At 47.3% G+C, this 25,101-nt stretch carries 23 protein-coding genes; 19 read left to right on the forward strand and 4 right to left on the reverse strand.

Annotated elements, in window-relative coordinates:
• Positions 1 to 25: 25 nt before the first annotated feature.
• From HMPREF1250_RS00120 to HMPREF1250_RS00130, 3 genes are read right to left on the reverse strand one after another with little or no spacing between them, the layout of a single operon-like run.
• Positions 26 to 979 carry a cobalamin biosynthesis protein CobD/CbiB gene (locus HMPREF1250_RS00120; RefSeq protein ID WP_023052578.1) on the reverse strand — a complete coding sequence of 318 codons (954 nt, stop codon included), beginning with the start codon at positions 977 to 979 and terminating at the stop codon, positions 26 to 28.
• A gap of 27 nt (positions 980 to 1,006) precedes the next feature.
• Entirely contained in the window at positions 1,007 to 2,269 is a 1,263-nt protein-coding gene (locus tag HMPREF1250_RS00125; protein ID WP_023052574.1) for a M20 metallopeptidase family protein, read from the reverse strand.
• A 21-nt stretch (positions 2,270 to 2,290) separates the two neighbouring features.
• Positions 2,291 to 2,818: a cob(I)yrinic acid a,c-diamide adenosyltransferase gene (locus HMPREF1250_RS00130; RefSeq protein ID WP_023052571.1), complete on the reverse strand. Its 528-nt coding sequence runs from the start codon at positions 2,816 to 2,818 to the stop codon at positions 2,291 to 2,293.
• Positions 2,819 to 3,021: 203 nt separating this feature from the next.
• Between HMPREF1250_RS00130 and HMPREF1250_RS00135 the strand changes: the two genes are divergently transcribed.
• The 14 genes from HMPREF1250_RS00135 to HMPREF1250_RS00205 all read left to right on the forward strand — a co-directional run bounded on the left by HMPREF1250_RS00135 (position 3,022) and on the right by HMPREF1250_RS00205 (position 19,973).
• The gene (locus tag HMPREF1250_RS00135) at positions 3,022 to 4,446 is read left to right on the forward strand and encodes a CCA tRNA nucleotidyltransferase (protein WP_023052572.1); all 1,425 of its coding nucleotides are present in this window, start codon (positions 3,022 to 3,024) and stop codon (positions 4,444 to 4,446) included.
• Position 4,447: 1 nt separating this feature from the next.
• Positions 4,448 to 6,424 (forward strand): penicillin-binding transpeptidase domain-containing protein, encoded by a 1,977-nt coding sequence (locus HMPREF1250_RS00140; protein ID WP_023052582.1) that lies wholly within the window; start codon positions 4,448 to 4,450, stop codon positions 6,422 to 6,424.
• Positions 6,425 to 6,432: 8 nt separating this feature from the next.
• Entirely contained in the window at positions 6,433 to 7,272 is an 840-nt protein-coding gene (locus tag HMPREF1250_RS00145; RefSeq protein ID WP_023052577.1) for a bifunctional 5,10-methylenetetrahydrofolate dehydrogenase/5,10-methenyltetrahydrofolate cyclohydrolase, read from the forward strand.
• 12 nt (positions 7,273 to 7,284) lie between these two features.
• Positions 7,285 to 8,451 (forward strand): SAM-dependent methyltransferase, encoded by a 1,167-nt coding sequence (locus HMPREF1250_RS00150; protein WP_023052575.1) that lies wholly within the window; start codon positions 7,285 to 7,287, stop codon positions 8,449 to 8,451.
• A gap of 439 nt (positions 8,452 to 8,890) precedes the next feature.
• The gene (locus HMPREF1250_RS00160) at positions 8,891 to 10,183 is read left to right on the forward strand and encodes a serine transporter (RefSeq protein WP_023052568.1); all 1,293 of its coding nucleotides are present in this window, start codon (positions 8,891 to 8,893) and stop codon (positions 10,181 to 10,183) included.
• Between the two features lie 243 nt (positions 10,184 to 10,426).
• Positions 10,427 to 13,960, forward strand: coding sequence for a pyruvate:ferredoxin (flavodoxin) oxidoreductase (gene nifJ, locus HMPREF1250_RS00165; RefSeq protein WP_023052580.1), 3,534 nt, complete (start codon positions 10,427 to 10,429; stop codon positions 13,958 to 13,960).
• A 114-nt stretch (positions 13,961 to 14,074) separates the two neighbouring features.
• The gene (locus HMPREF1250_RS00170) at positions 14,075 to 14,653 is read left to right on the forward strand and encodes a histidine phosphatase family protein (protein ID WP_036242115.1); all 579 of its coding nucleotides are present in this window, start codon (positions 14,075 to 14,077) and stop codon (positions 14,651 to 14,653) included.
• A 198-nt stretch (positions 14,654 to 14,851) separates the two neighbouring features.
• A complete protein-coding gene (locus HMPREF1250_RS00175) occupies positions 14,852 to 15,304 on the forward strand; it encodes a 6-pyruvoyl trahydropterin synthase family protein (protein ID WP_023052566.1) in 453 nt (150 codons plus the stop codon).
• Positions 15,273 to 15,929: a putative 7-carboxy-7-deazaguanine synthase QueE gene (gene queE, locus HMPREF1250_RS00180; protein ID WP_023052564.1), complete on the forward strand. Its 657-nt coding sequence runs from the start codon at positions 15,273 to 15,275 to the stop codon at positions 15,927 to 15,929. Before HMPREF1250_RS00175 ends, queE begins: the two co-directional genes overlap by 32 nt.
• 2 nt (positions 15,930 to 15,931) lie before the next feature.
• Complete coding sequence (gene folE, locus HMPREF1250_RS00185) at positions 15,932 to 16,522, forward strand: GTP cyclohydrolase I (protein WP_023052573.1); 591 nt, start codon at positions 15,932 to 15,934, stop codon at positions 16,520 to 16,522.
• A gap of 19 nt (positions 16,523 to 16,541) precedes the next feature.
• Positions 16,542 to 17,237 carry a 7-cyano-7-deazaguanine synthase gene (locus HMPREF1250_RS00190; RefSeq protein ID WP_023052567.1) on the forward strand — a complete coding sequence of 232 codons (696 nt, stop codon included), beginning with the start codon at positions 16,542 to 16,544 and terminating at the stop codon, positions 17,235 to 17,237.
• Entirely contained in the window at positions 17,234 to 17,716 is a 483-nt protein-coding gene (gene queF / locus HMPREF1250_RS00195) for a preQ(1) synthase (RefSeq protein ID WP_023052557.1), read from the forward strand. The genes HMPREF1250_RS00190 and queF overlap by 4 nt, the downstream gene beginning before the upstream one ends.
• A 115-nt stretch (positions 17,717 to 17,831) precedes the next feature.
• Positions 17,832 to 19,367, forward strand: coding sequence for a glutamine-hydrolyzing GMP synthase (gene guaA / locus HMPREF1250_RS00200; RefSeq protein ID WP_023052569.1), 1,536 nt, complete (start codon positions 17,832 to 17,834; stop codon positions 19,365 to 19,367).
• Positions 19,368 to 19,601: 234 nt separating this feature from the next.
• Complete coding sequence (locus tag HMPREF1250_RS00205) at positions 19,602 to 19,973, forward strand: SdpI family protein (RefSeq protein WP_036242117.1); 372 nt, start codon at positions 19,602 to 19,604, stop codon at positions 19,971 to 19,973.
• A 121-nt stretch (positions 19,974 to 20,094) separates the two neighbouring features.
• Here HMPREF1250_RS00205 and HMPREF1250_RS00210 read toward each other — a convergent pair whose 3' ends face one another.
• The gene (locus HMPREF1250_RS00210) at positions 20,095 to 20,631 is read right to left on the reverse strand and encodes a helix-turn-helix domain-containing protein (protein WP_023052562.1); all 537 of its coding nucleotides are present in this window, start codon (positions 20,629 to 20,631) and stop codon (positions 20,095 to 20,097) included.
• A gap of 177 nt (positions 20,632 to 20,808) precedes the next feature.
• On the opposite strand from HMPREF1250_RS00210, the gene HMPREF1250_RS00215 reads away from it, so the two are divergent.
• The 5 genes from HMPREF1250_RS00215 to HMPREF1250_RS00235 all read left to right on the forward strand — a co-directional run bounded on the left by HMPREF1250_RS00215 (position 20,809) and on the right by HMPREF1250_RS00235 (position 24,941).
• Positions 20,809 to 20,994, forward strand: a complete 186-nt coding sequence (locus tag HMPREF1250_RS00215) for a hypothetical protein (protein WP_023052556.1) — start codon at positions 20,809 to 20,811, stop codon at positions 20,992 to 20,994.
• On the forward strand, positions 20,994 to 22,097 hold the full coding sequence (locus HMPREF1250_RS00220; RefSeq protein WP_023052558.1) for a site-specific integrase: 1,104 nt from the start codon (positions 20,994 to 20,996) through the stop codon (positions 22,095 to 22,097). Before HMPREF1250_RS00215 ends, HMPREF1250_RS00220 begins: the two co-directional genes overlap by 1 nt.
• Positions 22,069 to 22,518: a plasmid mobilization protein gene (locus tag HMPREF1250_RS00225; protein WP_023052560.1), complete on the forward strand. Its 450-nt coding sequence runs from the start codon at positions 22,069 to 22,071 to the stop codon at positions 22,516 to 22,518. The genes HMPREF1250_RS00220 and HMPREF1250_RS00225 overlap by 29 nt, the downstream gene beginning before the upstream one ends.
• 106 nt (positions 22,519 to 22,624) lie before the next feature.
• Positions 22,625 to 23,557, forward strand: coding sequence for a hypothetical protein (locus HMPREF1250_RS00230; protein WP_023052563.1), 933 nt, complete (start codon positions 22,625 to 22,627; stop codon positions 23,555 to 23,557).
• Complete coding sequence (locus tag HMPREF1250_RS00235; protein ID WP_023052561.1) at positions 23,550 to 24,941, forward strand: VapE domain-containing protein; 1,392 nt, start codon at positions 23,550 to 23,552, stop codon at positions 24,939 to 24,941. Before HMPREF1250_RS00230 ends, HMPREF1250_RS00235 begins: the two co-directional genes overlap by 8 nt.
• Positions 24,942 to 25,101: the final 160 nt, after the last annotated feature.

Genomic DNA, 25,101 nt, shown 5'->3' on the forward strand with positions numbered 1-25,101 from the left:
AGTAGAGTTTTTTTTTACGATATCGTCAGTGAACGAAACAGAGCCACGAAAGAATCAGGAAGACTAGCCAAGCACAAATGGAGACGGCATACATCATATCTTTTGCTTCTTTTATCTGCATATCTGCCGGATCTCTGGCGTCGTCGCCGATAGGGGGGCGTTCCAAGAAGAGGGAACCGAAGCGGCGCGGACCGCCGAGCTGCAGGCCTATGGCGCCGGCAACAGGAGCTTCCGCGTACCCTTCATTGAAACGGAGTGCGTGATCACGGCGCAGGACGGCAATGGCACGCTTGGCATCGAGACGGCATAGATAGGCGGCGTAAATCATGAAGGCACCGCAGCATCGCGCAGGGACGGCAAGGAGCCACTTATGAAGGAAAAGGACGCTTTTATAGAAGGCATGGCGGTCAGGCATGCGCGCAGCCCTGGCGGCCGCCGTGTTGACAAAGGCATACAGAAAGGCCAGCGGCGCGCCGCCGATGCACATAAAAAAGAGCGGCGCCACTACGGAAACAAGCGACTGGTCGGAAATATGAAGGGCCGTTTCACGAATAAGGGCAGTGTTGTCGAGAGAGGTCGCATCCAAACCGGTCAATTTTGTAAATCCGGTTCTGGCCGCATCGACATCTTCAAAATGGATTCCCTTGAAGATGTCGTCCGCCCCTTTCCGGATGGCGTGCATCCCCAACAACTGGCAGCACAAAACGGTGTGGGCGATCCAGTCGGCGCCTCGATAAACGTAATAGAGCGAGAAGATGAAGATGACCGGAAGAAAAAAGGATACCGCTATGCCGAGGCATAACGCTATCGTGCCTTGCGCCGTTTGCGTTTTTGACGTCTTTGCAGAATCATAAAAATGACGTTCCAAAAAGGCGACGAAACGGACTTGCATTTCCGGCGTCTTCGGGATGATGGGAAAATCGCCGATAATGCGATTCAGCAAATAGGCAAATCCGATAGAAGCGAGTACGTAAATCATTTGCAGTTGTCCATCCTTTCGGGGCGATTAAATATTTCTTGCAGCAAGACTGTCGAGCGATTCATTGCAAGGTGTAAAATCAAGAGGGGCTTTGTCCGCTAAAAACGCAACGGCATAAGCGAGACACATCATCAGACCGGACGATAACCCGTCTTCATCCAAATCGAATTCCGGCGTGTGGTGATTGGCGCCGCTGCCCTTTTCGGCGTTGGCAATACCGGTGAAGACGAGGACGCCAGGATAGAGCCGCGATGTTATGGCGAAGGTTTCCGAGGCCATCCACGGTTCACAGTCACCAAGGGCGTCCTGGCCGAGGCAGCTTATGGCGGCGCGACGGGCGATAGCCGTGCATTGCGGCTGATTGCGCACTTCAAAAAGTGGTTTCGGCAAGTGGAGAATTTCATAGGTACAACCGTAGACGGCGCAGGATTTTTCCAACAGCGACAAAAAGGCTTCATAAAATTGACGGCCGCCGTCTTCGTAGCTGAAAAAACGACAGGTTCCGGAGAAGACCAATTCGGCAGGAATGACATTTAATGCTTCGCCGCTGTGTACGGACCCGAGTGAGACGGCCAGGCACTGGCGCGGCGAGACGATGCGCATTCGCAGAGATTGCAGGTCATTGTAGAAGGCATGGAAACAGTCGATCGGGCTTTTGGCCAAATCCGGCCGTGAACCGTGACCGCCTTTGCCAGTGATTTTGATTTTAAAACCGAAACCGCCTGCCATAGGAGCGCCATCTAAAATGGCGATTTTTCCCGTCGGGACGTCCCAACGGACGTGTGTGGCATAGCAGCCGTCGATATGGAGACCGCTTTCTTCTTTCAGATAATGGAGTAATTTCTCCAGCGGGCCGGACTCTTCTTCTCCCTGTTCAAACATGAAGACGACGGTGCCGGAAAAATCGGTTCTGTGTTCGGACAGAATTTTAGCCGCACCCAGCAGCATGGCTGTATGACCGTCATGACCGCAGGCATGCATGACGCCGTGGCGACGGGAGATGCAGATACGCCGGCCGGAGAGATTGCAGGGATTCTCTTCAATGGGCAGCGCATCGATATCGGCGCGGAGAAGCAGCGTGCGGCCCGGTTGTTTTCCCTGCAGGACGGCGATGATGCCGCCGTTTTCTACGTGCGTATAAGGAATATGGTAAAGGGACAATTCCTTTTTAATAACGGCTAAGGTTTCCGTCTCTTGCAGCGACAGCTCGGGATTTTCGTGAAAATATCGGCGCAGAAAGACCATCTTGTCTTTTGTTTCTGCAACGGCTTGTTGTATATGGAGTGCCATCGGTAGGTTTTCCTTTCTCTGTTAATCCTCAATACCTGTGCGAGCTTGTATCCCCCGGTCATAGGGGTGTCGAATCTTTCTGATTTCCGAGACATAGTCGGCAGCGGCGATGAGTTCTGCTGACGGATCTCTGCCGGTCATGACGACTTCCAGTTTTTCCGGCTTCGTCTGCAAGAAGGACAGCACCGTTTCCGAAGATAACAGGCCGAGTCGGCAGGCAATATTGATTTCGTCAAGTACCAGCATATCGAAGCCTTCGTCGCGGCAGCGGCAGACGGTCGTACGAAAAAGCTCCGCTTGCAGGCGGCGTGCCGTTTCCCATTCTTCCGGCGACATTTGAAAGGTGAACTTTTCGCAGCCTTTTCCGCGCAGGATCGAAACGGACGGTATCTTTTTCAGGATCGTGAGTTCTCCCGTTTCCCCTTCTTTTAAAAATTGGCAGAAGAGTACCTTGCCGCCTCTGCCGGCGCAGCGGACGGTCAAGCCCACGGCTGCCGTCGTTTTGCCTTTGCCGTCACCGTAATAAATATGAATCAGCCCTGTATCCATATATACCTCCTCTGTCATATGGTTATGTGTATTAGTATAACACGGACTATTTGCAGCGCAAAGTAAATGTTCGGATATTCGACGACGAGAAGCTTTGTCCCCGGCGCGCATATATTCAAAAAAACTGGCTATTTCTCAGGCAGCAATGGTATAATAACAGGTAGACACTGAGCCGGCAGGGCGAACGGAGGAGGCGGACGATAGTGGATCAATCTGTACGAAAGGTTTTGACGGCATTAAATGATGCCGGATTTGAAGCCTATGTTGTCGGCGGCTCCGTTCGTGATCTGCTCATGCGTCGGGAACCTCATGACTATGATCTGACGACGGCGGCCAGGCCGGAAGAAATTCGGCGCATTGTGGCGAAACAGGGGTGGCATACTGCGGCAATCCGTGGTGAACGATTCGCTGTCACCGTATTGGTCGTCGACGGCAAGGTCATAGAAACGGCAACCTTTCGCGGCGAGTCTTACGGCGGCGATTCCCACCGCCCGGAACGTGTATGGTATGCCGATTCGTTGCGGGAAGACGTGTTGCGCCGTGACTTTACGGTTAATGCCATGGCAATGGATAAGGACGGCCATCTTTATGATTATGTCAACGGTCGGAATGATGTGAAGAAAAAACGATTGGTTACTGTCGGCGAGCCGCAGCGTCGTTTCCGTGAAGATGCGCTGCGTCTTTTTCGCGCCTGCCGTTTTGCCGGTCAGTTGGACTTTCAACCTGTAAAAGAATTGCAGCGTGCGATGCCGGCGGCTTTTGACCGCGTGTCCGGTCTTTCTTTGGAGCGGGTTGTCAGCGAGATTGACCGTCTCCTGGTAACGCCGGCGGCGTACAAGGGATTGGATATTCTCGTTCGGTCCGGACTTGGCGACTGTTCTTGCCGGCAGAAGGTAAACGGCGTCTATCTTCCGGTGCCGATCTTGCCAGAGTTGTCGCATCTGCCGCAGACGCCGCAGTCCCGTCCTTTTCACGCCTATGACGCCTGGGTTCATACGCTGGCCGTCGTTGCGCATACGCCGCCGTCGCTGACGGTGCGGTATAGCGCGTTGTTTCATGATGTGGCGAAGGGACTGCTCGGTATTCGCGGCAGGCACGACGGCAGATTGACCGATTACGGTCACGATGCCTGCGGGGCCGCTATGGCCGTCGATATTTTACGGCGTTGGCAGAAGTCGCCGGACTTGATCAGACGGGTTTCTTGGCTGGTAAAGACGCACATGAAGTTTCATTATTTTTCCAATACGGGGCAAGGCGATCTGCATAAATGGCTGCGCCGTGAAGCGCAGCAAGGGCCGTTCAAGAGGACGGCCGAATTGATGGAAGCCGTTGAGCAGGCGACTGCGCTGGCTTGCGCTGATATCATCGGCTGCGGCCGCGCGGCGGCGGAAACGGCGGGCACAGCGGAGTTCGGCCGTTTTCTGGCCGATCTTGCCTGCCAGATGCCGGTCAGTACGCGGGATCTCGCTTATGATCGGCGTTTGCCGTCGCATTGCGGCAAGTTGACCGGCAACTGCTTGAAAAACCTGCTGCTCCGCGTGCAGAGCAACGAGTTGGATAACGATGCCGAAACGCTGTTTCAGGCTGCCGAAAAATGGCTGAAACGACAAGAGAAAGCGGAAACGTAATATGTTACTTAATACAAACGATTCACATCATAAGAAAATACGGAAGAGGATCAGTTTTTGCGGACGCTGTCTGCTCATCGTTTGCTGTCTCATCGCCGGGCGTCTGGGCTGGCTGCAAATCGTTCAGGGCGGCTCATTGGCGGAGCGCGCCGATGCGCAGACGGAAGAAGACCGCAAATTGCAGTCGCCGCGCGGCATGATCCTCGACCGGGACGGGAAAATTCTGGCTATCAGCGAAGTGACGAAATCACTGTATGCCGACCCGACGATGATCGAAAAAACGCCGGCAGAAATGGCCAAATATATTGCGCCGTATTCGCACTTTTCCGAAGCCGAACTGACGGAGCGTCTTTCCCGCGATACGGCTTTCGTTTGGCTGGATCGGACTATGGATCATGATAAATATAAGGCCCTTGAGGAGGTCATTCGCAAGGAAAATTTGAAAGGTCTCCGCTTTATTGATGAAAACCGCAGGTATTATCCGAACGGAACGTTGGCAGCACAGCTGATCGGTTTCGTCGGAGATAACGATCACGGCTTGGACGGCATCGAAATGGTCCTTGATAAAGATATCCGCGGCGATATTAAAAATCAACGTCTGACGACGGACAGAAATAATATACCTATTTTGGAATCCGCCTTGGCACAGGTGTTGCCCGACCAGGAACGATCCGTGCATCTGACGATCGATACGACGATACAGTTTGTCGCCGAACGGGGCCTAGACGGCATCATGAAGGAAAATCACCCTGAAGGAGCGGCGATCATCGTGATGAATCCCAAGACGGGAGAGATACTGGCGATGGCAAGCAGACCGAATTTCGATCCCAATGATTTCGGAAAAGGTTCGCCGGCGGCATATAAAAACCGGGCCGTTGTCAATCTTTATGAACCGGGCTCCACTTTCAAGCCGATCATGGCGGCGGCTGCCGTCGATTCCGGAAAATGGGGGCTTCACGATACGTACGATGATGTCGGTTATATTGATGTCGACGACAGGACGATTCATAATTGGGACGATGCCGGCATGGGGAAGGTCACGCTGAAAGAAATACTCATGTATTCAATCAATACCGGGATGGCGAATATCGGCATTCATACAGGCGGTAAAATCTTGACGGACTATGCCAAGCGATTCGGTTTCGGTAAAGCGACCGGTATCGAGCTTCCCGGTGAAGGCGAGGGAATCCTCTTTGATCCTGACAAAATGAGCAATATTGATGAAGCGACAATGGCTATCGGGCAAAGTATTGCCGTTACGCCTTTGCAGATGGTGCAGGCATTCGGCGCTATTGCCAATCGTGGACATATGATGAAGCCGTTCGTTATCCGAGAAGTCGATAATCCCGACGGTTCCGTTTACAAGCGGACGGAGCCGGAAGAAGTGGGACAGCCTATTTCGGAAGACGTCAGTCGTGCCATCAGCAAAATCATGGCGGAAGAAATTTCGTCAGGCGGCGGCCAGAACGCAAAAATAGAGGGGTATCAATTCTGTGGTAAAACAGGAACGGCGCAACGGTTGAATGCGGAAGGAACGGGCTACGCTGAAGGGCAGTATATCGGTTCCTTTATCGGTTTCGGGCCGCTGGAAGATCCGCAGTATGTCGTTCTGATCGTCGTCGATAATCCGAACGGCACGTACTACGGAGCGCAAGTCGCGGCTCCGGTCTTTAAAGAAATGATGACGGACATTGTGCGATTCAAAGGCGTCGCACCGTCTGGATCGATTGACAGCGGGAATATTCCGAGAGATACGGAGCAGAAAAAGACGAGAACGATGCCGGACGTGAAAACAACGGACCAGGGGATCCTCTTGCCGTCATTTATCGGTTGGAACAACCGCGAAGTCAATGATTGGCTGAATCGCGCCGGACTGGGGTTTGTCCCTAACGGCAGCGGCAATGCCGTTTATCAGGACCCGCCGGCAGAGGCGTATGCAGAGCCCGGCAGTGATGTTTTCGTTACGTTTATGCGATAGGAGAAAAGATGCGCGTATTGGACGGTAAGTGTGTTGCCGCTTTTGAAAAAGAACAGCTGATCAAAGGCCTGGCAGCGTTGGGAAAAAAAGGAGCGTTGCCGTGTTTGGCTGTAGTGCAGATCGGGGACGACAAGGCGTCGGCGCTGTACCGTACGGCGTTGCAACGCCGCGCCGTTGAAGTCGGTCTGCCGTTTCAGCCCTATCAACTGCCTGCGTCTGCGGCGGCGGAAGAGGTAGCGGCGTTGCTGGAAAAACTCAACGCTGCCGATGAGATTAAAGGGATTCTTCTTTTGATGCCGTTGCCGGAGCATCTCTCGGAGGCAAAGCTGAGTGAGTATATTGCGCCGGAAAAAGACATCGACGGGATTACGGAACGGAGCATGGGGCGTCTTTTCTCGGGCAAGCCCGCTTTTGTGCCGTGTACGCCGCAGGCCGTTATGGCTATTTTGGCGTATTACCGAATTGATTTGGAAGGAAAACACGTGGTCGTTATCGGCCGCAGCAATATCGTCGGCAAACCGTTGGCGCAGCTGTGCTTAAAGCAAAATGCGACGGTAACGGTTTGTCATTCTCGGACGAAGAATTTGGCGGTGCTGGCCTCGGAAGCGGATATTCTCATTGCCGCCGTAGGCAGGGCCGGTTTTGTGACTGCCGATATGATTGCCGCTGGCGCCGTTGTCATCGATGTCGGCATCAACCGGATTGACGGTAAAACTGTAGGCGATGTGGATTTTACGGCGGCGACGGCAAAAGCCGCCGCCATTACGCCTGTTCCCGGAGGTGTCGGCGCCGTGACGACGATAATGGTTTTGAAAAATGTCGTCCGCACTTTGGCGGAGACGGAGTAAGGAGGAGTGTCTATGCATTTGTTAGATAGTTTTTTTATCCATTATCTTCACCGCTTTGATCAATTTTGTTTTTCCGTTCGTCTCCATGGCGAAACCTACACGATCGGTGAAGGAACGCCGGTATTTACGTTAGTTGTCAACAAAGATATTCCTAAGAAGGACTTGCTTGCTTCGACATCATTGGCTTTGGGAGAAGCGTACATGCGTCGGGATATCGATATTGAAGGCGACTTATTTACGGCGTTGAAATGCATGTTGAAGCAAAATGACCGCTTTTCTCTTGACCGAAAAGGATTGAAAGGACTTTTATTCCAATCGGAATCCAAGGGGAGTCAAAAGCAGCAGGTTTCGTCACATTATGACTTGGGCAATGACTTTTATCAATTGTGGCTTGACCCGTCCATGAGCTATTCATGCGCATATTTTAAGGGCGACGCGGATACGTTGGAGATGGCGCAGCAGCAAAAGGTCCATTATATTTTGGAAAAGCTCCATCTGGAAAAGGGCATGCGTTTACTGGATATTGGCTGTGGCTGGGGATATTTGCTCATTGAAGCGGCAAAGAAATATGGCGTTCGAGGGTATGGTTGTACCCTAAGCAGGGAACAATGGCATAAGGGACAGGAACGGATCAGGGAACTGGGACTTGAAGAGCAGGTACAGATCGAATTGGCCGATTACCGGGATTTACCGGAGACGAAGTGGAAATTTGACCGTATCGTCAGTGTCGGCATGTTGGAACATGTTGGCCGTTCCAACTACATGACTTATATGGAAACGGCAGAGCATCTTTTAGTCGACGGCGGCTTGTTCTTGCTGCACTACATCAGTGGCCTTGATGAGCTCGTCAGCAATCCGTGGATGCGCAAGTATATTTTTCCCGGCGGCACCTTACCGTCTTTGCGGGAAATCATCGATCTCGCTTATGATACGGAATTCCGTGTTCTTGATGTGGAAAGCTTGCGGCGCCATTATTATAAAACATTATTATGCTGGTATGATAATTTTCGAAAGGTTCATGATCAGGTGGAGGCTGAACGCGGCAGCGAATTTGTCCGCATGTGGGATTTATATCTTTGCGGCTGTGCTGTTGCTTTCTATATCGGCAATATCGACTTGCATCAAGTCTTGATGACGAAAGGCTGCAACAATGATCTGCCGATGACGCGGTGGTATTAAAACAAGGTGTATTGCCTTTCAAGAAAACAGAAAACACAGTCCTCTGTCATAGGACTGTGTTTTTTTTGCTTTATTTCCATCTTTAAGGAATTTCGTTAATATTATAAAACCGATAAAATGTAATAATATATAAAATATACGTTGAAAAATATCAATTTTAATAAAACGTTTAACATAAAATTTTATGATTGATATATACAATAATTCTAAAAACGAATACAATCAATCTTGTTTATACATAACAAGAACCTCGTGTATATTGACAAGTAAAACGTTGTAACTTAAAATTTAGTTAAAAGAAACGGCCGTATAGAAAAATTATGAAAGGAATAAAAATACTGTTTTTTGCAAGTAAAAAAATAGCAGGTTTAACTTAAAAAGGGAGAAGAGCAGTGTTTATGTAGTACATGGAGAAAATTATACATAGGAGGTTTCACGTATGTCATCACTTGAGTATGCAAAAAAAGCGGGTATGACCTTGGAAGAATGGAAGAAGGCTTCCAAATTTTCAGGAATGGATTTAGGTTGGATTATTATGTGTATCGGCATGGCTATCGGTGCCGGTATCGTGTTCCTGCCGTTGCAAGTAGGCTTAGTCGGGTTGTGGGTGTATATCGTTGCAGCAGCGATCGGATATCCCATTTTGTACCAGTTTCAGAAATTATACATACAAATTATGGCTAATTCCGATAAGTGTGAAGACTTTGCCGGTATCATTTCAGGGTACTTAGGGCGAAATTGGGGCTTTTTCCTTGGCTTCCTCTACTTTGTCTTTACGACGATCGTCATTTTCCTCTATTCGACGGCCCTAACGAACGACAGCGCGTCCTTTTTGCAGACCTTCGGCGTCACGGAAACGTTGCTGTCTGACAACATTTTCTACGGGTTGGCCGTTATCTGCTGTCTCGTTTTGATTGCGTCGCAAGGAGAAAAGTTGCTCTTTAAAGTATCGTCCGGTATGGTGTTAACGAAGTTGCTCGTCATCGCTTTCTTCGGCGTCGTCATGGTACAGTATTGGAATTTCGGCAATATCGGCGAGTTCCCGTCTGTTACTTACTTGATTAAAAACAGCATCGTTATGTTGCCGCTGACGGTTCTTTCGATTACCTTCTTCATCGGCATCAGTCCGGTCGTCATTTCGTACCGCGCCAAATCGGATAACAAAGTCTTGGCGTATTATCGTTCCATGCGAGTCATGAAAATCGCCTTCTGGACGTTGTGGACTGTCGTCGTCTTCTATGCACTCTCCTTCAATATTGCCGTCGGTCATGAACAGGCTGTCGCTGCTTACGAAGCCAATATTTCGTCCTTGGCCATGGCAGCGAAGAGTATGGACGGTGCGGCAGTGCGGATTCTCAGTCTGATACTTAACATCTTTGCCGTCGTAACGGCGTTCTTTTCGGTATTCCTTTCGTTCCGCGATTCCTGCTACGGCATTGCCATGAATGTCTTGCTGCGGTATGTGAAGGAAGAAAGCGTTAACAAGAAGATGATTAAATACGGGATCAGCGTCTTCTGTGTCTGCGTTTCGTGGGGGGCTATTGCGCTCAATGCACCGGCCTTGACCTTTACGACTTTGTTAAGCCCGTTAATGGGGGTTCTCGGCTGCTTAATGCCGGTTTACTTGGTCATGCAGACGCCGCAGTTCAAACACTATCGTGATTGGAAGTTGTGCACGATCAGTTCGATCGGCATTCTGTTGGTTATTTCACCGTTCCTGGCTTTCAGCTAGGTCGGATCGTTCAGTAAGAGGCCTGTTGGCAGCAAGGCTGCGGCAGGCCTCTTGTGTTACGGAAAGGAGAGTGTGTCAGTTATGTTTGATCTGTGATTTTTCGTATACTTGCAAGTTTATTTCCAAATCACTTATGTGAAATAAGCAATGCAATTATTCTTGACAAGTATACTATAAACGTTTATAATTTAGTTAAACGTTCTACGTATTTGCGTAATTATTTAAGCTGAAGGAGTGGTTTATATGGTACGACAGATCGTTAAGACCCTTGACGGTAATGAAGCGGCAGCGGACGTAGCGTATTCGTTTACGGAAGTTGCGACGATTTACCCGATTACCCCGTCATCGCCGATGGCAGAACACGTGGATGTCTGGTCTGCTAAAGGGCGGAAAAATTTATTCGGACAAACGGTAAAATTAGTTGAAATGCAGTCGGAAGCAGGTGCTATTGGCGCTGTTCACGGCGCTTCGGAAGCCGGCAGTCTCTGTTCGACGTTTACGGCTTCACAAGGCCTGATGTTGATGATTCCGGTGCTGCACCGTCTTTCGGGCCAGTTGAAACCGGTGGTGCTGCACGTTGCCGCTCGTACAGTCGGCACGCATACGATGTCTATCTTCGGCGACCACTCGGATGTCATGGGCTGTCGCAACACGGGATTGGCACAGCTTTGCAGCGCCAGCGTTCAGGAATGTGCCGATTTGGCGGCTGTCGCCCATTTATCGGCGATTAAAGGGCACGTGCCGTTCATGCATTTCTTTGACGGCTTCCGCACATCTCATGAAATCCAAAAAATTTACATGTTGCCTGAAGAAGAATTGGCTAAGCTGATTGATCGTGACGCTCTTTACGATTTCAAACATCACGGTTTGAATCCGGAACATCCGGTTATGCGCAGTACCGTTACCAATCCGGATATGTATTTCCAGTCGAAAGAAGCCAGCAATCTCTGGTATGACAGACTGCCGTATATTGTTGAAGACTATATGAACAAGATCAGTGAACTGACGGGCAGAACGTATAAGCTCTTCAATTATTACGGCGCCGAAGATGCCGAACATGTTATCGTTGCCATGGGTTCCGCTACCGGCGCTATTCAGGAAACTATAGATGCCCTGATGGCGCAAGGGAAGAAGGTTGGCTATCTCCAGGTACATCTCTACCGTCCTTTCTCGCTGGAACATTTCCTGAAGGAATTGCCGGACACGGTCCGCACGATTACGGTCATGGATCGCACAAAAGAACCGGGCGCCTTGGGCGAACCGCTTTATGAAGACGTTTGCGCCGCAATGAAACATGTCGCTAAACCGGTTGATATCCTGGCTTGCCGTTATGGGTTGTCTTCGAAGGACGTAGCGCCGGCTTCGATCAATGCCGTATTCAAGAATATGGATTCGCTGAATCCGAAGATGCATTTTACCGTCGGCCTGAATGATGATGTAACCCATCTGTCTATTCCCGATGTTCCGCTTGCCGTTGATTCGCAAGGGACGGTGAACTGTAAGTTCTGGGGTTTCGGTTCCGACGGAACTGTCGGCGCCAATAAGAACTCCATCAAGATCATCGGCGATAACACGGATATGTACGTACAGGCATATTTCGAATATGATACGAAAAAATCGGGCGGCGTTACGAAGTCCCATCTCCGCTTCGGTAAAAACCCGATTCGCGCCACATACTACATTAAAGCTGCCGATTTCCTGGCGTGCCATAAGCAGGCGTATATGGGGACCTATGATATTGTCGGCGAAATTCGTGACGGCGGTACGTTCCTCCTGAATTGCAGCTGGACGCCGGAAGAACTGGAAAAACAGTTAAGCAATGAAGTAAAACGGCAGATCGCCAAGAAAAAGATCGAATTTTACATCATTGATGCCACGAAGATTGCCGGTGAAATCGGTCTCGGCAACCGGACGAATACGGTACTGCAGGCGGCCTTCTTCAAACTGGCCAATATCTTGCCTATCGATGATGCCGTTAAGCATATGAAAGACGCCATCTACAAGACGTATATGGCCAAAGGGGACAAGATCGTTTCCATGAACCAGGCGGCTGTCGATCGCGGCTTGGACGGCATGGTAAAAGTCGAAGTTCCGGCTAGCTGGCTCGATCTGCCGGACGATGAAAAAACGGCGGCAGGCAGTGATCTGCCCGAATTTATTCAGAAGATTGTCGCGCCTTCCAATGCCCAGAAAGGCGACGATATTCCGGTCAGCGAATTCGTTCCCTATGCGGACGGTTCCTATCCGGTAGGTTCGACGCAGTATGAAAAACGGGGCATCGCTTCCGTCGTTCCGAAGTGGATCCGTGAAAACTGCATCCAATGTAACCGTTGTTCTCTCGTTTGCCCCCATGCGGCCATTCGCCCGTATTTGGTTGATGAAACGGAACAGCAGAACGCTCCGGCAGGTTTTGAAACTAAACCGGCCATCGGTAAGGGATTGGAAAAATACGGTTTCCGCATCCAAGTTTCGCCTCTCGACTGTTACAGCTGCTACACCTGTGCCAATATCTGTCCGGCCAAGGATAAGGCGCTCGTCATGGAACCGCTCGATACACAGCGCCATGAAAGCGTCAACTGGGATTATGCGCAGACCCTGAGCAAGAAAGAAACGGGGCTCGATAAATTCACGATCAAAGGCAGCCAGTTCAATAAGCCGCTCCTCGAATTCTCCGGCGCTTGCGCAGGTTGCGCCGAAACGGCGTATATGAAGACGTTGACGCAGCTCTTCGGTCATCGGATGCTGATTGCCAATGCAACGGGCTGTACGCAGGCTTGGGGTTCCGCAATGCCGAGTTTGTCCTATACGACCGATGAAAATGGTTGTGGTCCGGCTTGGTCCAATTCCGTATTTGAAGATAATGCCGAGTTTGCTTTGGGCATGTACCTTTCCATGGATCAGCAGCGCGCCGCTATCCGGCTGCACGTTGAAAAACTCATGCCCCTCGTCGACGGAACGCTTCACGAAGCGGCTAAAAAATGGTTGGAATCGTACGGCGTCAGCAATGAAGGGGAAGTGACGGAAGAAACGAGCAAGGCTTTGATTGCCGCCTTGGTCAATGCCAACCTCAGCGGGGAAGCGAAAGAAATCCGCGATTATCTCTTGGCCCATAAAGAACATATCGTGAAGAAGACGATCTGGATGTACGGCGGCGACGGCTGGGCTTATGATATCGGCTACGGCGGCTTGGATCATGTTCTTTCCATGAATGTCAATGTCAATATCATGCTCGTCGATACGGAAGTATATTCCAACACCGGCGGACAGTCTTCGAAGGCTACGCCGATCGGCGCCGTTGCGCAGTTCGCTTCTGCCGGTCGGCGGACGAACAAAAAGGATCTGGGACGTATCCTCATGTCCTATGGTCATATCTACATTGCGCAGGTCGCTCTCGGCGCTGATCCGAATCAGATGATCAAGGCTATCAAAGAAGCGGAAGCCTATGACGGCCCGTCCATCATCATCGCTTATTCGCCTTGCATCAACCATGGCCTCAGCTGCGGCATGGGCAAGGCGCAGGAAGAAATGAAACGTGCCGTTGAATGCGGTTACTGGCATCTCTATCGGTATAATCCGATGCTGGCCGAAGAAGGGAAGAACCCGTTCATTCTCGACTCGAAAGAACCGACCGGTTCCTTCCGCGATTACCTCATGGGTGAAACGCGCTATGCCGCGTTAACGCGTACCTTCCCGGATATGGCTGAAGAACTCTTCTCGAAAGCCGAAGCCTACGCAAAAGATAAATATGCAACATATAAAGAATTAGCAGGAAAATAAGTCTTCTGTTTCAGTAATAAAAATACGCCTACCTTTACAAAATGAGGTGCTGCATTTGCAGCGCCTCATTTTTGTTTTATAATGAAAAAGAAAACGGCAAGGGAGAGGAAAAAGATGAAGGAAATTTGGTTTGTTCGTCACGGTGAAAGCCTGGCCAATGCGGGAGAAGCAACAAATGATCATGAAACGATACCGCTTTCCCTGCGGGGAAGAGAACAGGCGTCGGCAGTCAGCGACAACATTCCCGAGCCGGAACTGATCATTACGTCGCCATATTTGCGCGCCAGAGAAACGGCGGCGCCGACGCTGCAAAAATGGCCGGCTGCAAAAAGGGAAATATGGGACAGTGTGCGGGAATTCGTCTATTTGGCGCCGGCTACCTGCGTCGGTACGACCTCGGTCCAGCGGCGTCCTCGAGTAGTGGCGTATTGGCGGGCAATGGATCCCGATTACTGTGACGGCAGCGGCGCTGAAAGTTACAGCCAGCTTCTTTGCCGCATCCGGGAGACATTGCAAAGACTGCGGGAACGGAAAGAATCGTTTATCGTCGTGTTTACGCATGCGCAATTTATCCGCAATCTTTTACTCGTCGCGGCGAAGGAAGGGATGGCCGATCGGGAATATATGCGGCAATTTCGTTCCAGTCAGACCGTAAAGAACGGACAGATTATCAAACTGGAGTTTCCCTGCTGAGCTTATCTTGCCGCCGGAGGGCCTTACTTGACAAAATGCGTTGTCCCATGTAGACTAAAACTGTGTATTATTATGGACAGTTCGTTCGTGCCATCCTGTCCCTAAACAAAACCAGGACGCCCGGCATTATTGTCGTTTTGTTGCCACAAAACGGTGAGCTCTGCGTTGCTGCAGGGCTCTTTTTTATAGGAGAAAAAGATGTTTTATTTGGAATGTGAAGAATGCTTTGATGCTGCGCATTTTCTTCGTGATTATGATGGAAAATGCCGCAATATTCACGGTCATCGTTGGCGTGTGATTGCACAGGCCGGCGGCGTGCTGCAACAGGAAAAACAGACTCGCGGCATGGTCATGGATTTTGCCGTTTTGCGGACAGCGCTGAAAGATATTTGTCGCAAACTGGATCATTCGCTGATTTACGAAAAAGATTCCCTTCGGGAACGTACGCTTACCGCTTTGCGGGAAGAGTCCATGCTTTTGACGGAAGTTCCGTTCAGGCCGACGGCAGAAAACTTTGCCGCTCACTTTTTTTCGCTTCTGACGGCGCGAGGAGTAGCCGTGACGGCCGTAAAAGTGTACGAAACGCCGAATAACTGTGCCGTCTATACAGGAGAGCTGAATGCAAGTAGCAGAGAAATTCATCAGCATTAACGGCGAAGGGCCCCGTGCCGGGGCGTTGGCCGTATTTATCCGTTTTCAAGGCTGCAATCTGGCGTGTTCTTATTGCGACACGCGTTGGGCCAATGAAGCGGATTGCCCATATGAAGAGTTGACACCTGAAGCGATTACGGACTATGTTCTCGCTGCCGGCGTTACCAATGTGACGCTTACAGGCGGTGAGCCGCTGCTGCAAGAGGAAATGGCGACGCTTTTGCAGCTTTTTGACAGGAGGACGTCGTGTCAGGTGGAAGTGGAGACGAACGGCGCCGTTCCGTTGGCTCCCTTTTGTACGGCAGGGCGACCGTACTTTACATTGGATTATAAATTGGCCGGCAGCGGCTGTGAAGAGCGGATGGTGCTTGAAAATTTTGCATGTCTCCGGCCCGGTGATGCCGTCAAGTTTGTTGCTTCTACGGAAGAGGATCTGAAGCGCGCCGGGGAAGTTATCCGCCGCCATGAACTGACTGAGCGGTGCACTGTCTATATCAGTCCCGTTTTCGGCCGTATTGATCCGAAACGGATCGTTCGGTATATGAGCCGCGAGAGATGGAACGGTGTGAGACTGCAATTGCAGCTGCACAAAATGATTTGGCCGCCTGATATGCGAGGTGTATAGGGATGATTGACAAGGAAGCTATTGCGGTGCATGTTCGCGGGATTTTAGCGGCCCTCGGCGCCGATCCGGACCGCGCCGGGCTGAAGGAAACGCCGCAGCGTGTTGCCAATATGTATGAAGAGGTTTTTGCCGGCATGAATTATTCCAATCAGGAGTTAGCGGCGCTTTTTGCTAAGACTTTTGCCGTTGCAGACGATAACGATGTGACAGCAGCGATGACGGCAGATAAAGATCGCATTGTCGTCATGAAGGATATTGAGTTTTTTTCGTATTGTGAACACCATTTGGCACTCATGTACGACATGAAGGCCACTGTCGCCTATATTCCCGGCAGCATGGTCATCGGCTTGTCCAAGATCGCCAGGATCTGCGACATGGCCGGCAGGCGGCTTCAGCTGCAAGAGCGAATCGGAGCGGATATAGCCGACATTCTTTCCCGAATTACGGGCAGTCAGGATATTGCCGTTCTGATTGAAGGCCGGCACAGTTGTGTGACTTGCCGCGGTATCCGCAAGACGAATACGAAAACCTGCACGGCGGAACTGCGCGGACGATTCAAGACGGAAACAGCGTTGCAGCTGTATTTGAAATAAAAGCTCAGGAGGCGGAACATTGAAAGCACTTGTTCTATCTAGCGGCGGCATCGATTCGACGACGGCCCTGGCCATGGCCGTTGCGGAACACGGCAGCGATAACGTCATCACCTTATCCATATATTACGGACAGAAGCATCGGAAGGAACTGACCGCGGCAGCGTCAATTGCCGATTACTATCGGGTCAGGCACTTGGAAATCAATCTTGACGCCGTTTTTCAATACAGCAATTGCGCATTGTTGCAGCAATCGACAGAAGCTGTGCCACAGGCCACGTATGCAGAACAGATTGCAGCGACAGGAGGAGAAAAGCCGGTAGCGACATACGTTCCCTTTCGCAATGGCCTCTTTCTTTCGGCTGCCGCCGGTGTCGCTTTAAGTGAAGGGTGTGACCTTCTTTATTACGGTGTCCATGCGGAAGATGCCGCCGGTTTCGCTTATCCCGACTGCTCGCCGGCGTTTCAGGCCGGTATCAGCGCCGCCATTTGGGCCGGATCGGGCCATCAGCTTCGCGTTGTGGCTCCGTTTCTGCATTGGTATAAGCGCGATATCATCAGACAGGGACTGGCCTTGAACGTTCCTTATGAACGGACGTGGTCTTGTTATGCCGGCGGCGAAGTGCCGTGCGGCGTCTGCGGCACCTGTCGGGAACGGGCGGCGGCCTTTGCTGCTAACGGCGCCGTTGATCCGGCGGTGGAAAGGAGAACGCCATGAACGATACGGAAGGGTTGACACGACTCGGCAGTCGGCATACGGCCTATGAAAAGGCCTACAATCCCGATGTGCTGGAAGTTTTTATCAACAAGCACCGTGATCATGATTACTTCGTTAAATTCAACTGTCCCGAATTTACCAGTCTCTGTCCGATAACGGGACAGCCTGATTTTGCGGCTTTGACTATTGCCTATGTGCCGGACGTGAAGATGGTTGAAAGCAAAAGTTTGAAGCTGTACCTGTTTTCTTTCCGCAATCACGGCGCCTTTCACGAAGACTGTGTTAATGTCATCATGAAAGATCTCATCAACTGTATGGAACCGCGTTATATTGAAGTATGGGGGCGTTTTCTGCCACGCGGCGGGATTTCCATTGACCCCTACTGCAATTACGGCAAGGCGGGAACGAAATGGGAAGATATCGCTTGGAAACGTCTGTCTGGACACGATCTGGTCCCTGAACGGGTTGACAATCGCTGAAATAAGTGACGGCGCCGTTTGGAGATAACGGAAGAAAAGCGGCAATGCTAGGCATTGCCGCTTTTTTCATGGTATAATGAAATATCGTTTGAGAGATGTAAAGAGGAGGCTTGCAATGAAGGGCGAAGAACTTATTATCGTTGTTGATTTCGGCGGCCAATACAATCAGCTGATTGCGCGGCGCGTCAGAGAAAATCACGTGTACTGCGAAGTATATCCTTATGGGAAGGCTGTAAATAAGATTAAGGAATTGCAGCCCCAAGGCATTATTTTTACCGGCGGCCCGGCCAGTGTCTATGAAGAAAAGGCGCCGAAAATCAGTGAAGAAGTATTTAATTTGGGGATTCCCGTTCTCGGCCTCTGTTATGGCATGCAATTTATGGCACAGACCCTGGGGGGTGTGGTAGAGCAGGCGGAATTGCGCGAATTCGGCAAGACGCCGACAGATGTCGATACGGCATCGCCTTTGTTCAAGGGATTGTCTGCCGAAGAGATCGTCTGGATGAGCCATACAGATTACGTTGCATCCATTCCGGCGGGATTTGAAATTATCGCGCATACGGCAAACTGTCCGGTTGCGGCCATGCAACATACGGAACGGCGGCTCTATGCCATGCAATATCATCCGGAAGTCCTGCATACGGAACATGGCAAGGAAATGTTACGTAACTTCCTTACCGAAGTTTGCGGCTGCAGCGGCAAGTGGACGATGGCCAATTATGCCAAGGCCGCTGTTGCCAATGTCCGTGAAACGGTCGGTGACGGTAAAGTCGTTCTCGCGCTCTCCGGCGGTGTCGACAGTTCCGTGGCGGCGGCGCTGATTTCTAAAGCCGTCGGCAGTCAACTGACCTGTATCTTTGTCGATCACGGTCTAATGCGCAAAAATGAAGGCGACGAAGTGGAAGCCGCTTTCCGGCATTCGGGCATGAACTTTATCCGCGTCGATGCGTCGGCGCGCTTTCTCGGCAAACTGAAGGGCATTACCGATCCGGAACGGAAACGAAAAATTATTGGCGAAGAATTTATCCGCGTCTTTGAGGATGAAGGCCGTAAAATCGGCGCCGTTGACTTTCTGGCCCAAGGGACGATCTATCCCGACGTCATCGAGTCGGGCACCGGCGATGCCGCCGTTATCAAAAGTCACCATAACGTCGGCGGCCTGCCGGCAGTCGTTGATTTTAAAGGTCTCATCGAACCGCTGCGCAACCTTTTTAAAGATGAAGTGCGCGAACTTGGCGCCGAACTCGGCTTGCCGGACTATCTCGTCTGGCGGCAGCCGTTTCCGGGGCCTGGCCTCGCCATTCGCGTCATGGGGGAAATTACGCCAGAAAAACTCGCCATTCTCCGTGATGCCGACGCCATCTTCCGCGAAGAAATCGCCAAGGCCCGATTGGATCGCTCCATCAACCAGTACTTTGCCGTTCTCACTAATAACCGCTCCGTCGGCGTCATGGGCGACTTCCGTACCTACGACTATACCTTGGCCCTGCGCGGCGTCACGACGACAGACTTCATGACCGCCGACTGGGCTCGCATCCCTTATGACGTCCTCGACACCATCTCCGGCCGTATTGTTAACGAAGTATCACACATTAACCGCATTGTTTATGACATAACCAGTAAACCGCCTTCGACGATTGAGTGGGAATAACAGAAGCGAATATGTTACTGTTACAAAACCGTTGAAAACAGTGAATTTTACCGATTGAACGGTGTAAAAAACTCTTGAGTGATACTGTTTTGATACTAAAAAGTTGAAAAAGCAGGTTCAAAAGGGAGTTGTTGAATTTAGATGAATTGTTTAAAAAGCCTTCCATCGTTTTGGAGGGAGGCTTTTGTGGAAAGTAGATAATGGTATATTTGAAGTTGTAGAGGAGGTGTAAATATGGGATTTTGGATCTTTATGTTCATTATTACATTATTAATACCTGCTGCGTTATTATTAACTTGGTATTTATGCCCAAAGTTCAAAACGATTCATAATGCAAGTGGGTATAGAACGAAACGGTCTATGAAAAATCAAGATACATGGGATTTTGCACAAAAATATTGTGCAAGAATGTCGCTATATATGTTTTTTCCTTCGTTGATATTGGCAATTGCAATTATGCCTACAGTGATTAGTAAGTCAATTGATAGGATAGGGTGGATAGGACTTGGTATTACAATAATTCAAATGATAAGTTTTGTTGTAATTATGATATCTACTGAAAAAGCTTTAAAGAATACCTTTGATGAAAGTGGAAACAGAGTGTAAAACAACTTCCTATTTATAGGGAGGGATAAATCCCGGTTTCGTTTAAATCTTCGAACAATATAAAAGACAAAGCACATGACTTTAAGAGTAAAATCTTTCAGCTATGTGCTTTTTTCTGTACTTATTTTATATCCGGTGGAATCTTAGCGGTTATGCCTTTTTTATAGAATTTCACATTGCTTTCTTCAAAAGGAACGTAATCTTTTTTCAGGCTGTCAGGATAGTTTGCCTTCCAATCCTGCAAGGCTTCTTTCGTAATTTCATTATTCTCATATTTTTCTTTCATTTTCTGCCACTGTTCAAGCATATTGCGGATTCTGAGAATAGCTTCGCTACCGAAATATATGCCTGTGGTAGTGTAGTCGGGATCTTCATCATTTAGAATAACAGGACGGATTTTCACTTCAATGCTGTCATCCAGCTTAAATAAAAACCGCATTAAATCATGTTCCGTATAAGGATAATCAGGTTCTTTCAAATATTCTTTGTTTACATGTAGTGCAGCGGAAATATTTTCCAAGACATCATCTTTAGGAGTACGAATATCAAGTTCGTATTGTCTTATTCTTACATCATCTAAATGGATTCTGTCCCCTAATGCTTTTTGAGTAATTCTCCTTAGTTCACGAAATTTCTTTATCAATTTACCCAAACTCAATTTAGACACCTCCTTAGGAGCAAATTTGTTTCTCTTTTAATAATATAATCGAAAATAGGGAAAAACACAATAGAAAAATAAAATTTATAAAAAGTATTGACAGAAACAAAAAAGCTACTTATAATCTAAAATAGAAACAGAAACAAATATGTTTCTAAAAGAAAGGAGGAAAGTACGATGGAGAAATTATTTCTTACTTCAAATGAAGTTGCCGATTTATTAAATGTATCGCAGCAACAAGCCTATAAAATTATCCGAGATATGAATAAGCAGCTTGCTGAACACGGCTTTCTTATCCTTAGGGGAAGAATCAATAAGAAATATTTTATGGAACAAATCTACAAGGCGAAGGAGGGAGAATAATGCCTGCATATAAGGATGAAAAAAGTGGAAAGTGGTTCGCTTCATTCTATTACAAGGATTGGGACGGACAAAGCAGAAAGAAGCTGAAAAGAGGGTTTGAAACCAAGAAAGAAGCAATTACTTATGAGAGGAATTTTACGGTAAAGATGTCCGGTTCACTCAATATGCTCTTTGAAGATTATTTTGAACTCTATAAGGCTGATGTAATAGGAACAATAAGGCTAAATACTTGGATGACTAAAGAACACATGATAAGAACAAAAATTTTACCGTTCTTTAGCGGTATGAAAATGAGTGAGATTAAGCCTGTTGTAGTAAAGAAGTGGCATAACGTACTCTTAAACATTGAAAATGCGGAAGGAGAAACCTATAAGCCGACCTATCTTAAATCCATTCACGCACAGCTTAGTTGTATGTTCAATCATGCAGTTAAATATTACGGATTAAGGCAAAACCCGTGTAAGGTAACAGGACGAATAGGAAAGCATAAGAGTGATGAGGAAGTGGAGTTTTGGACGAAAGAGGAATACCTACAGTTTATAGAAACTGTTAAGGACAAGGATATTTCATTTTATGCTTTTGAAATTCTTTATTGGACAGGAATTCGATTGGGAGAATTGAGAGCATTAACAAAAGCTGATTTCGACTTTGATAAAAAGACGATGCGAATCAGTAAATCAGCACAGAGAATTAACGGAGAAGAAGTTATTACAGATCCGAAAACACCGAAAAGTAAAAGAACAATTATGCTTCCGGATTTTTTAATCAGGGAACTTAAAGACTATTTTCTGAAGATTGAATACTTTTCAGAAGATGAGCAAATTTTTCCTAAATGCAAAACCTATTTCAATAAGGAAATGGAGCGAGGAATAAAAAAGTCGAAAGTTAAGAAAATCAAGCTTCACGCATTGAGACACAGTCATATATCGCTGCTCATAGAAATGGGCTTTACACCTGTTGATATTGCGGCAAGAACAGGACATGAGAGCATAAAGGTGTTGATGGATTACAGTCATATGTTCCCCAATAAACAGGTGGATATGGCTGATAAATTGGATAAGGAGGGCGAATACAGTGAAAGCACCGAAATTTCCAAGCTATGATGAGGCGGTTAATCGTAAAAAGAAAAAGCCCAAAAACTTGCTGAGTAAAGAAGAATGGCAAGCTTTGGAAGAGGAAAGAAAACAAAAGGAACGAGACAAAGGTAAGCGATTTGCTAATCACAGGAAAAAGGATGTAACCATAGCATTCAGAACAAATCAAAAAGATAGAGAGCTAATTTTCAAAAAGATTGCGATGTCCGGACTTAGTAGACAAGATTATATGACTAATGCCATCCTTAATGCTCCGATAAAGGTCTTTGCTACAAGAAATGTCATAGACAGTTGTAAAGGTGAGTTACAGGAAATTTTATCAGAACTGAAACGAGTGAAGCAGTACGGAGAACTGGATGCGGATTATAGGCATGAATTGAAAATGATTACTGAAATAATAGAAGCGGCAATACAAGAAAAAAGCCTTTAGCCAAATGACTAAAGGCAAGATGAAAGTACAACTTGGTATTTCATCCCTGACAAGATTATTTTATCAGGTTGTACTTCCATCAGCAATATAAAGATTGGAGGTTACGATGATTAACAAGGAAAATTACTTACAAAATATTCCGATTGAATTAAGAGAATACAAACAGTGGCTATGGTTTAAGAAAATCAGAAAACAGGGTTTGAAAGGTAAGGAAAAAATACTGAAGCTTCCTGTGAGTCCGATTACATTCAAATCTGATGACTGGAATAATAAAGAACAATGGGCAGATTTTGAAACAGCAGTTAATAATATAGAGAGTAGTGGTTGTGACGGATTGTCTTTTGTGTTAAGCAGGGATGATCCGTTTGTGTGTATCGACTTGGACAATGTGGACAATAAAAAACTTGAGATGTTTATAAATGACTTTAATGATACTTATATCGAAGTATCACAATCCGGAAGAGGGTTACACATTTTTGTAAAGGGGAAAATAGAAAAGAGCTTTAATAACCAACTTGAGAAAGTGGAGATGTATCAAGAAAACAGATGTATTGCTATGACAGGTAATATCTACAAATTTAATGATTTTGTTGCGAACAAAGTTCTCTTGAAACAAAAGGAGTTGGACAAATACTATAAGCTGTTTTCTCCAAAAATAAGTGTCAGAGAAGTTATTAGAAAATATCGGGAAGCTGCTGAATGTGTTCCTGACAGTGATACGGTTTTAGAAACAATGTGCAGGTATAACACAAGGGCAAGAGCGTTATTTGAAGGCTCATATACAAGCGGAGACGCCAGTAAAGATGACTTTTCATTGCTTCTTTTTCTAAACAGTTTTACCCACGGAAACGTAGAAATGATGAAAGAAATATTTTTGAAATCTGCACTTAATCGAATGGACGATCGAAGTAAAAGAAGAACGGAAAAAGGATACTTGAAATATTTAGAGGATAGCATTTCAAAAGCGATACAGGGAGGAAATAAGAGATATTGGGATTATAACTATCACAGAAGTAAAGGAGGATGTTCACTTGAATAATTGGCTTAAATTTGATGATTTGGAGCTTAGCGATTATGTAGATCGTGAGCTTGAAATCACAGATAAGGGACAAGTCAAAAGTACAACAACCAATCTCATAACTGTGTTAGTGAATCCCTGTTTTTGTAAAGAACAAGATATTTTATCAGGATATATTTTCTTTGACACTTGCAGTAGAACAATTCGTTTTTACGGAAAGTTAAAAGGTGAGAAAAGCACTGATTTAGAAATACGAAAATGGAATGACCATATGACAAATATCCTCGGAGTTGAAATCGAAAGAGAATTTGGAATTAAGTATTCTAAAAATCGTATGGAAGATGCCGTTCTTTTTGTTGCTCATAAGAGGTCAATCAATTTACCGGCGATGTATATGGAATCGCTACCATATGACGGGCAAGAATATATTTCAAAATTACTACCCAAATATCTTGGAGCAGAGGATACAAAATTAAATTCTTGGATTATGAAACATATCTTGGTCGGCATGGTAAAAAGAGCGTTTAATCCAGGATGTAAGTTTGATGAATTGATGGTTCTTACAGGTGTGCAGGGCGTTGGAAAAACTTCATTTATTGAAAAGCTGGCACTGTTTCCCGAATGGTATTGCTCATTAAACAATATAAAAGGGAAAGATGCCGTCAGCAATTTGGTAGGAAAGATTGTTGTTGAGCTTGAAGAATTTGTTGCTCTTAGAAATGCAAAAAGTGCCGATGAAGCGAAGTTGTTTATATCGGCAAGGACAAGCACAGTAAGACTTCCATATGAACGCTTTTCAACAGATGTTAAACGAAGTTGTGTTTTAATTGCGACAACAAACGACGCTACATTCTTGGGAGACTTCTCAGGAGAAAGAAGATACTTGCCTGTAAAAGTGAATAGTGAAAAGATACAAATTCCGTTGATGTATGATCCGGAAAAATTCCCTGTATTGGAAACTATCACAAGAAAAGAACATGCAGAAATGCTGAAAAATGATTTTGAAGGAGCTATTGCAGAAGCGGTACATCTTTACAAAAACAAGCTGCATGATTTCTATTTACCGAAGGAACTAAGAAGTGATTTGGATTATGTCATTCAAACACATAAGAGCGAAAACAGACATGTGCAAAATTTCTTGGACTTCATGGAATGGAAAATTACAAAGTCCGATACACCGAATTTGTTATGTTCTGCCGAATTTACGAGTAGGTATCCTGAAACAAATGAAAAAGTGTTTTCAGAACTTATGGCAAACGAAATGGTGGATGAATGGAAACTGGAACCATCTGTAAAAAGTAAGAAGGTAAGAATTGACGGAGTGGTTCGGGTTAGCAAGAAGTTTTATAAGAGAAATGAAAATGATGATTTTATTGAGGTTGATTATTCGGACATACCATTCTAAGAGTTTTGAAAAAGTCCGCTACCGCTACTTTGCTACCGATAAGGCAGGTAGTGAGGTAGTGGTAGCGACAACTTTCAAACTTTCTTAAAAAGCAGAGGAAATATTGAGAAGCACCGCTTGGTATAAAAGTCCACTGTTTTTCTGTGATAGTTATAAGAGA

Source organism: Megasphaera vaginalis (ex Srinivasan et al. 2021) (assembly GCF_000478965.1).
GTDB lineage: Bacteria > Bacillota > Negativicutes > Veillonellales > Megasphaeraceae > Megasphaera > Megasphaera vaginalis.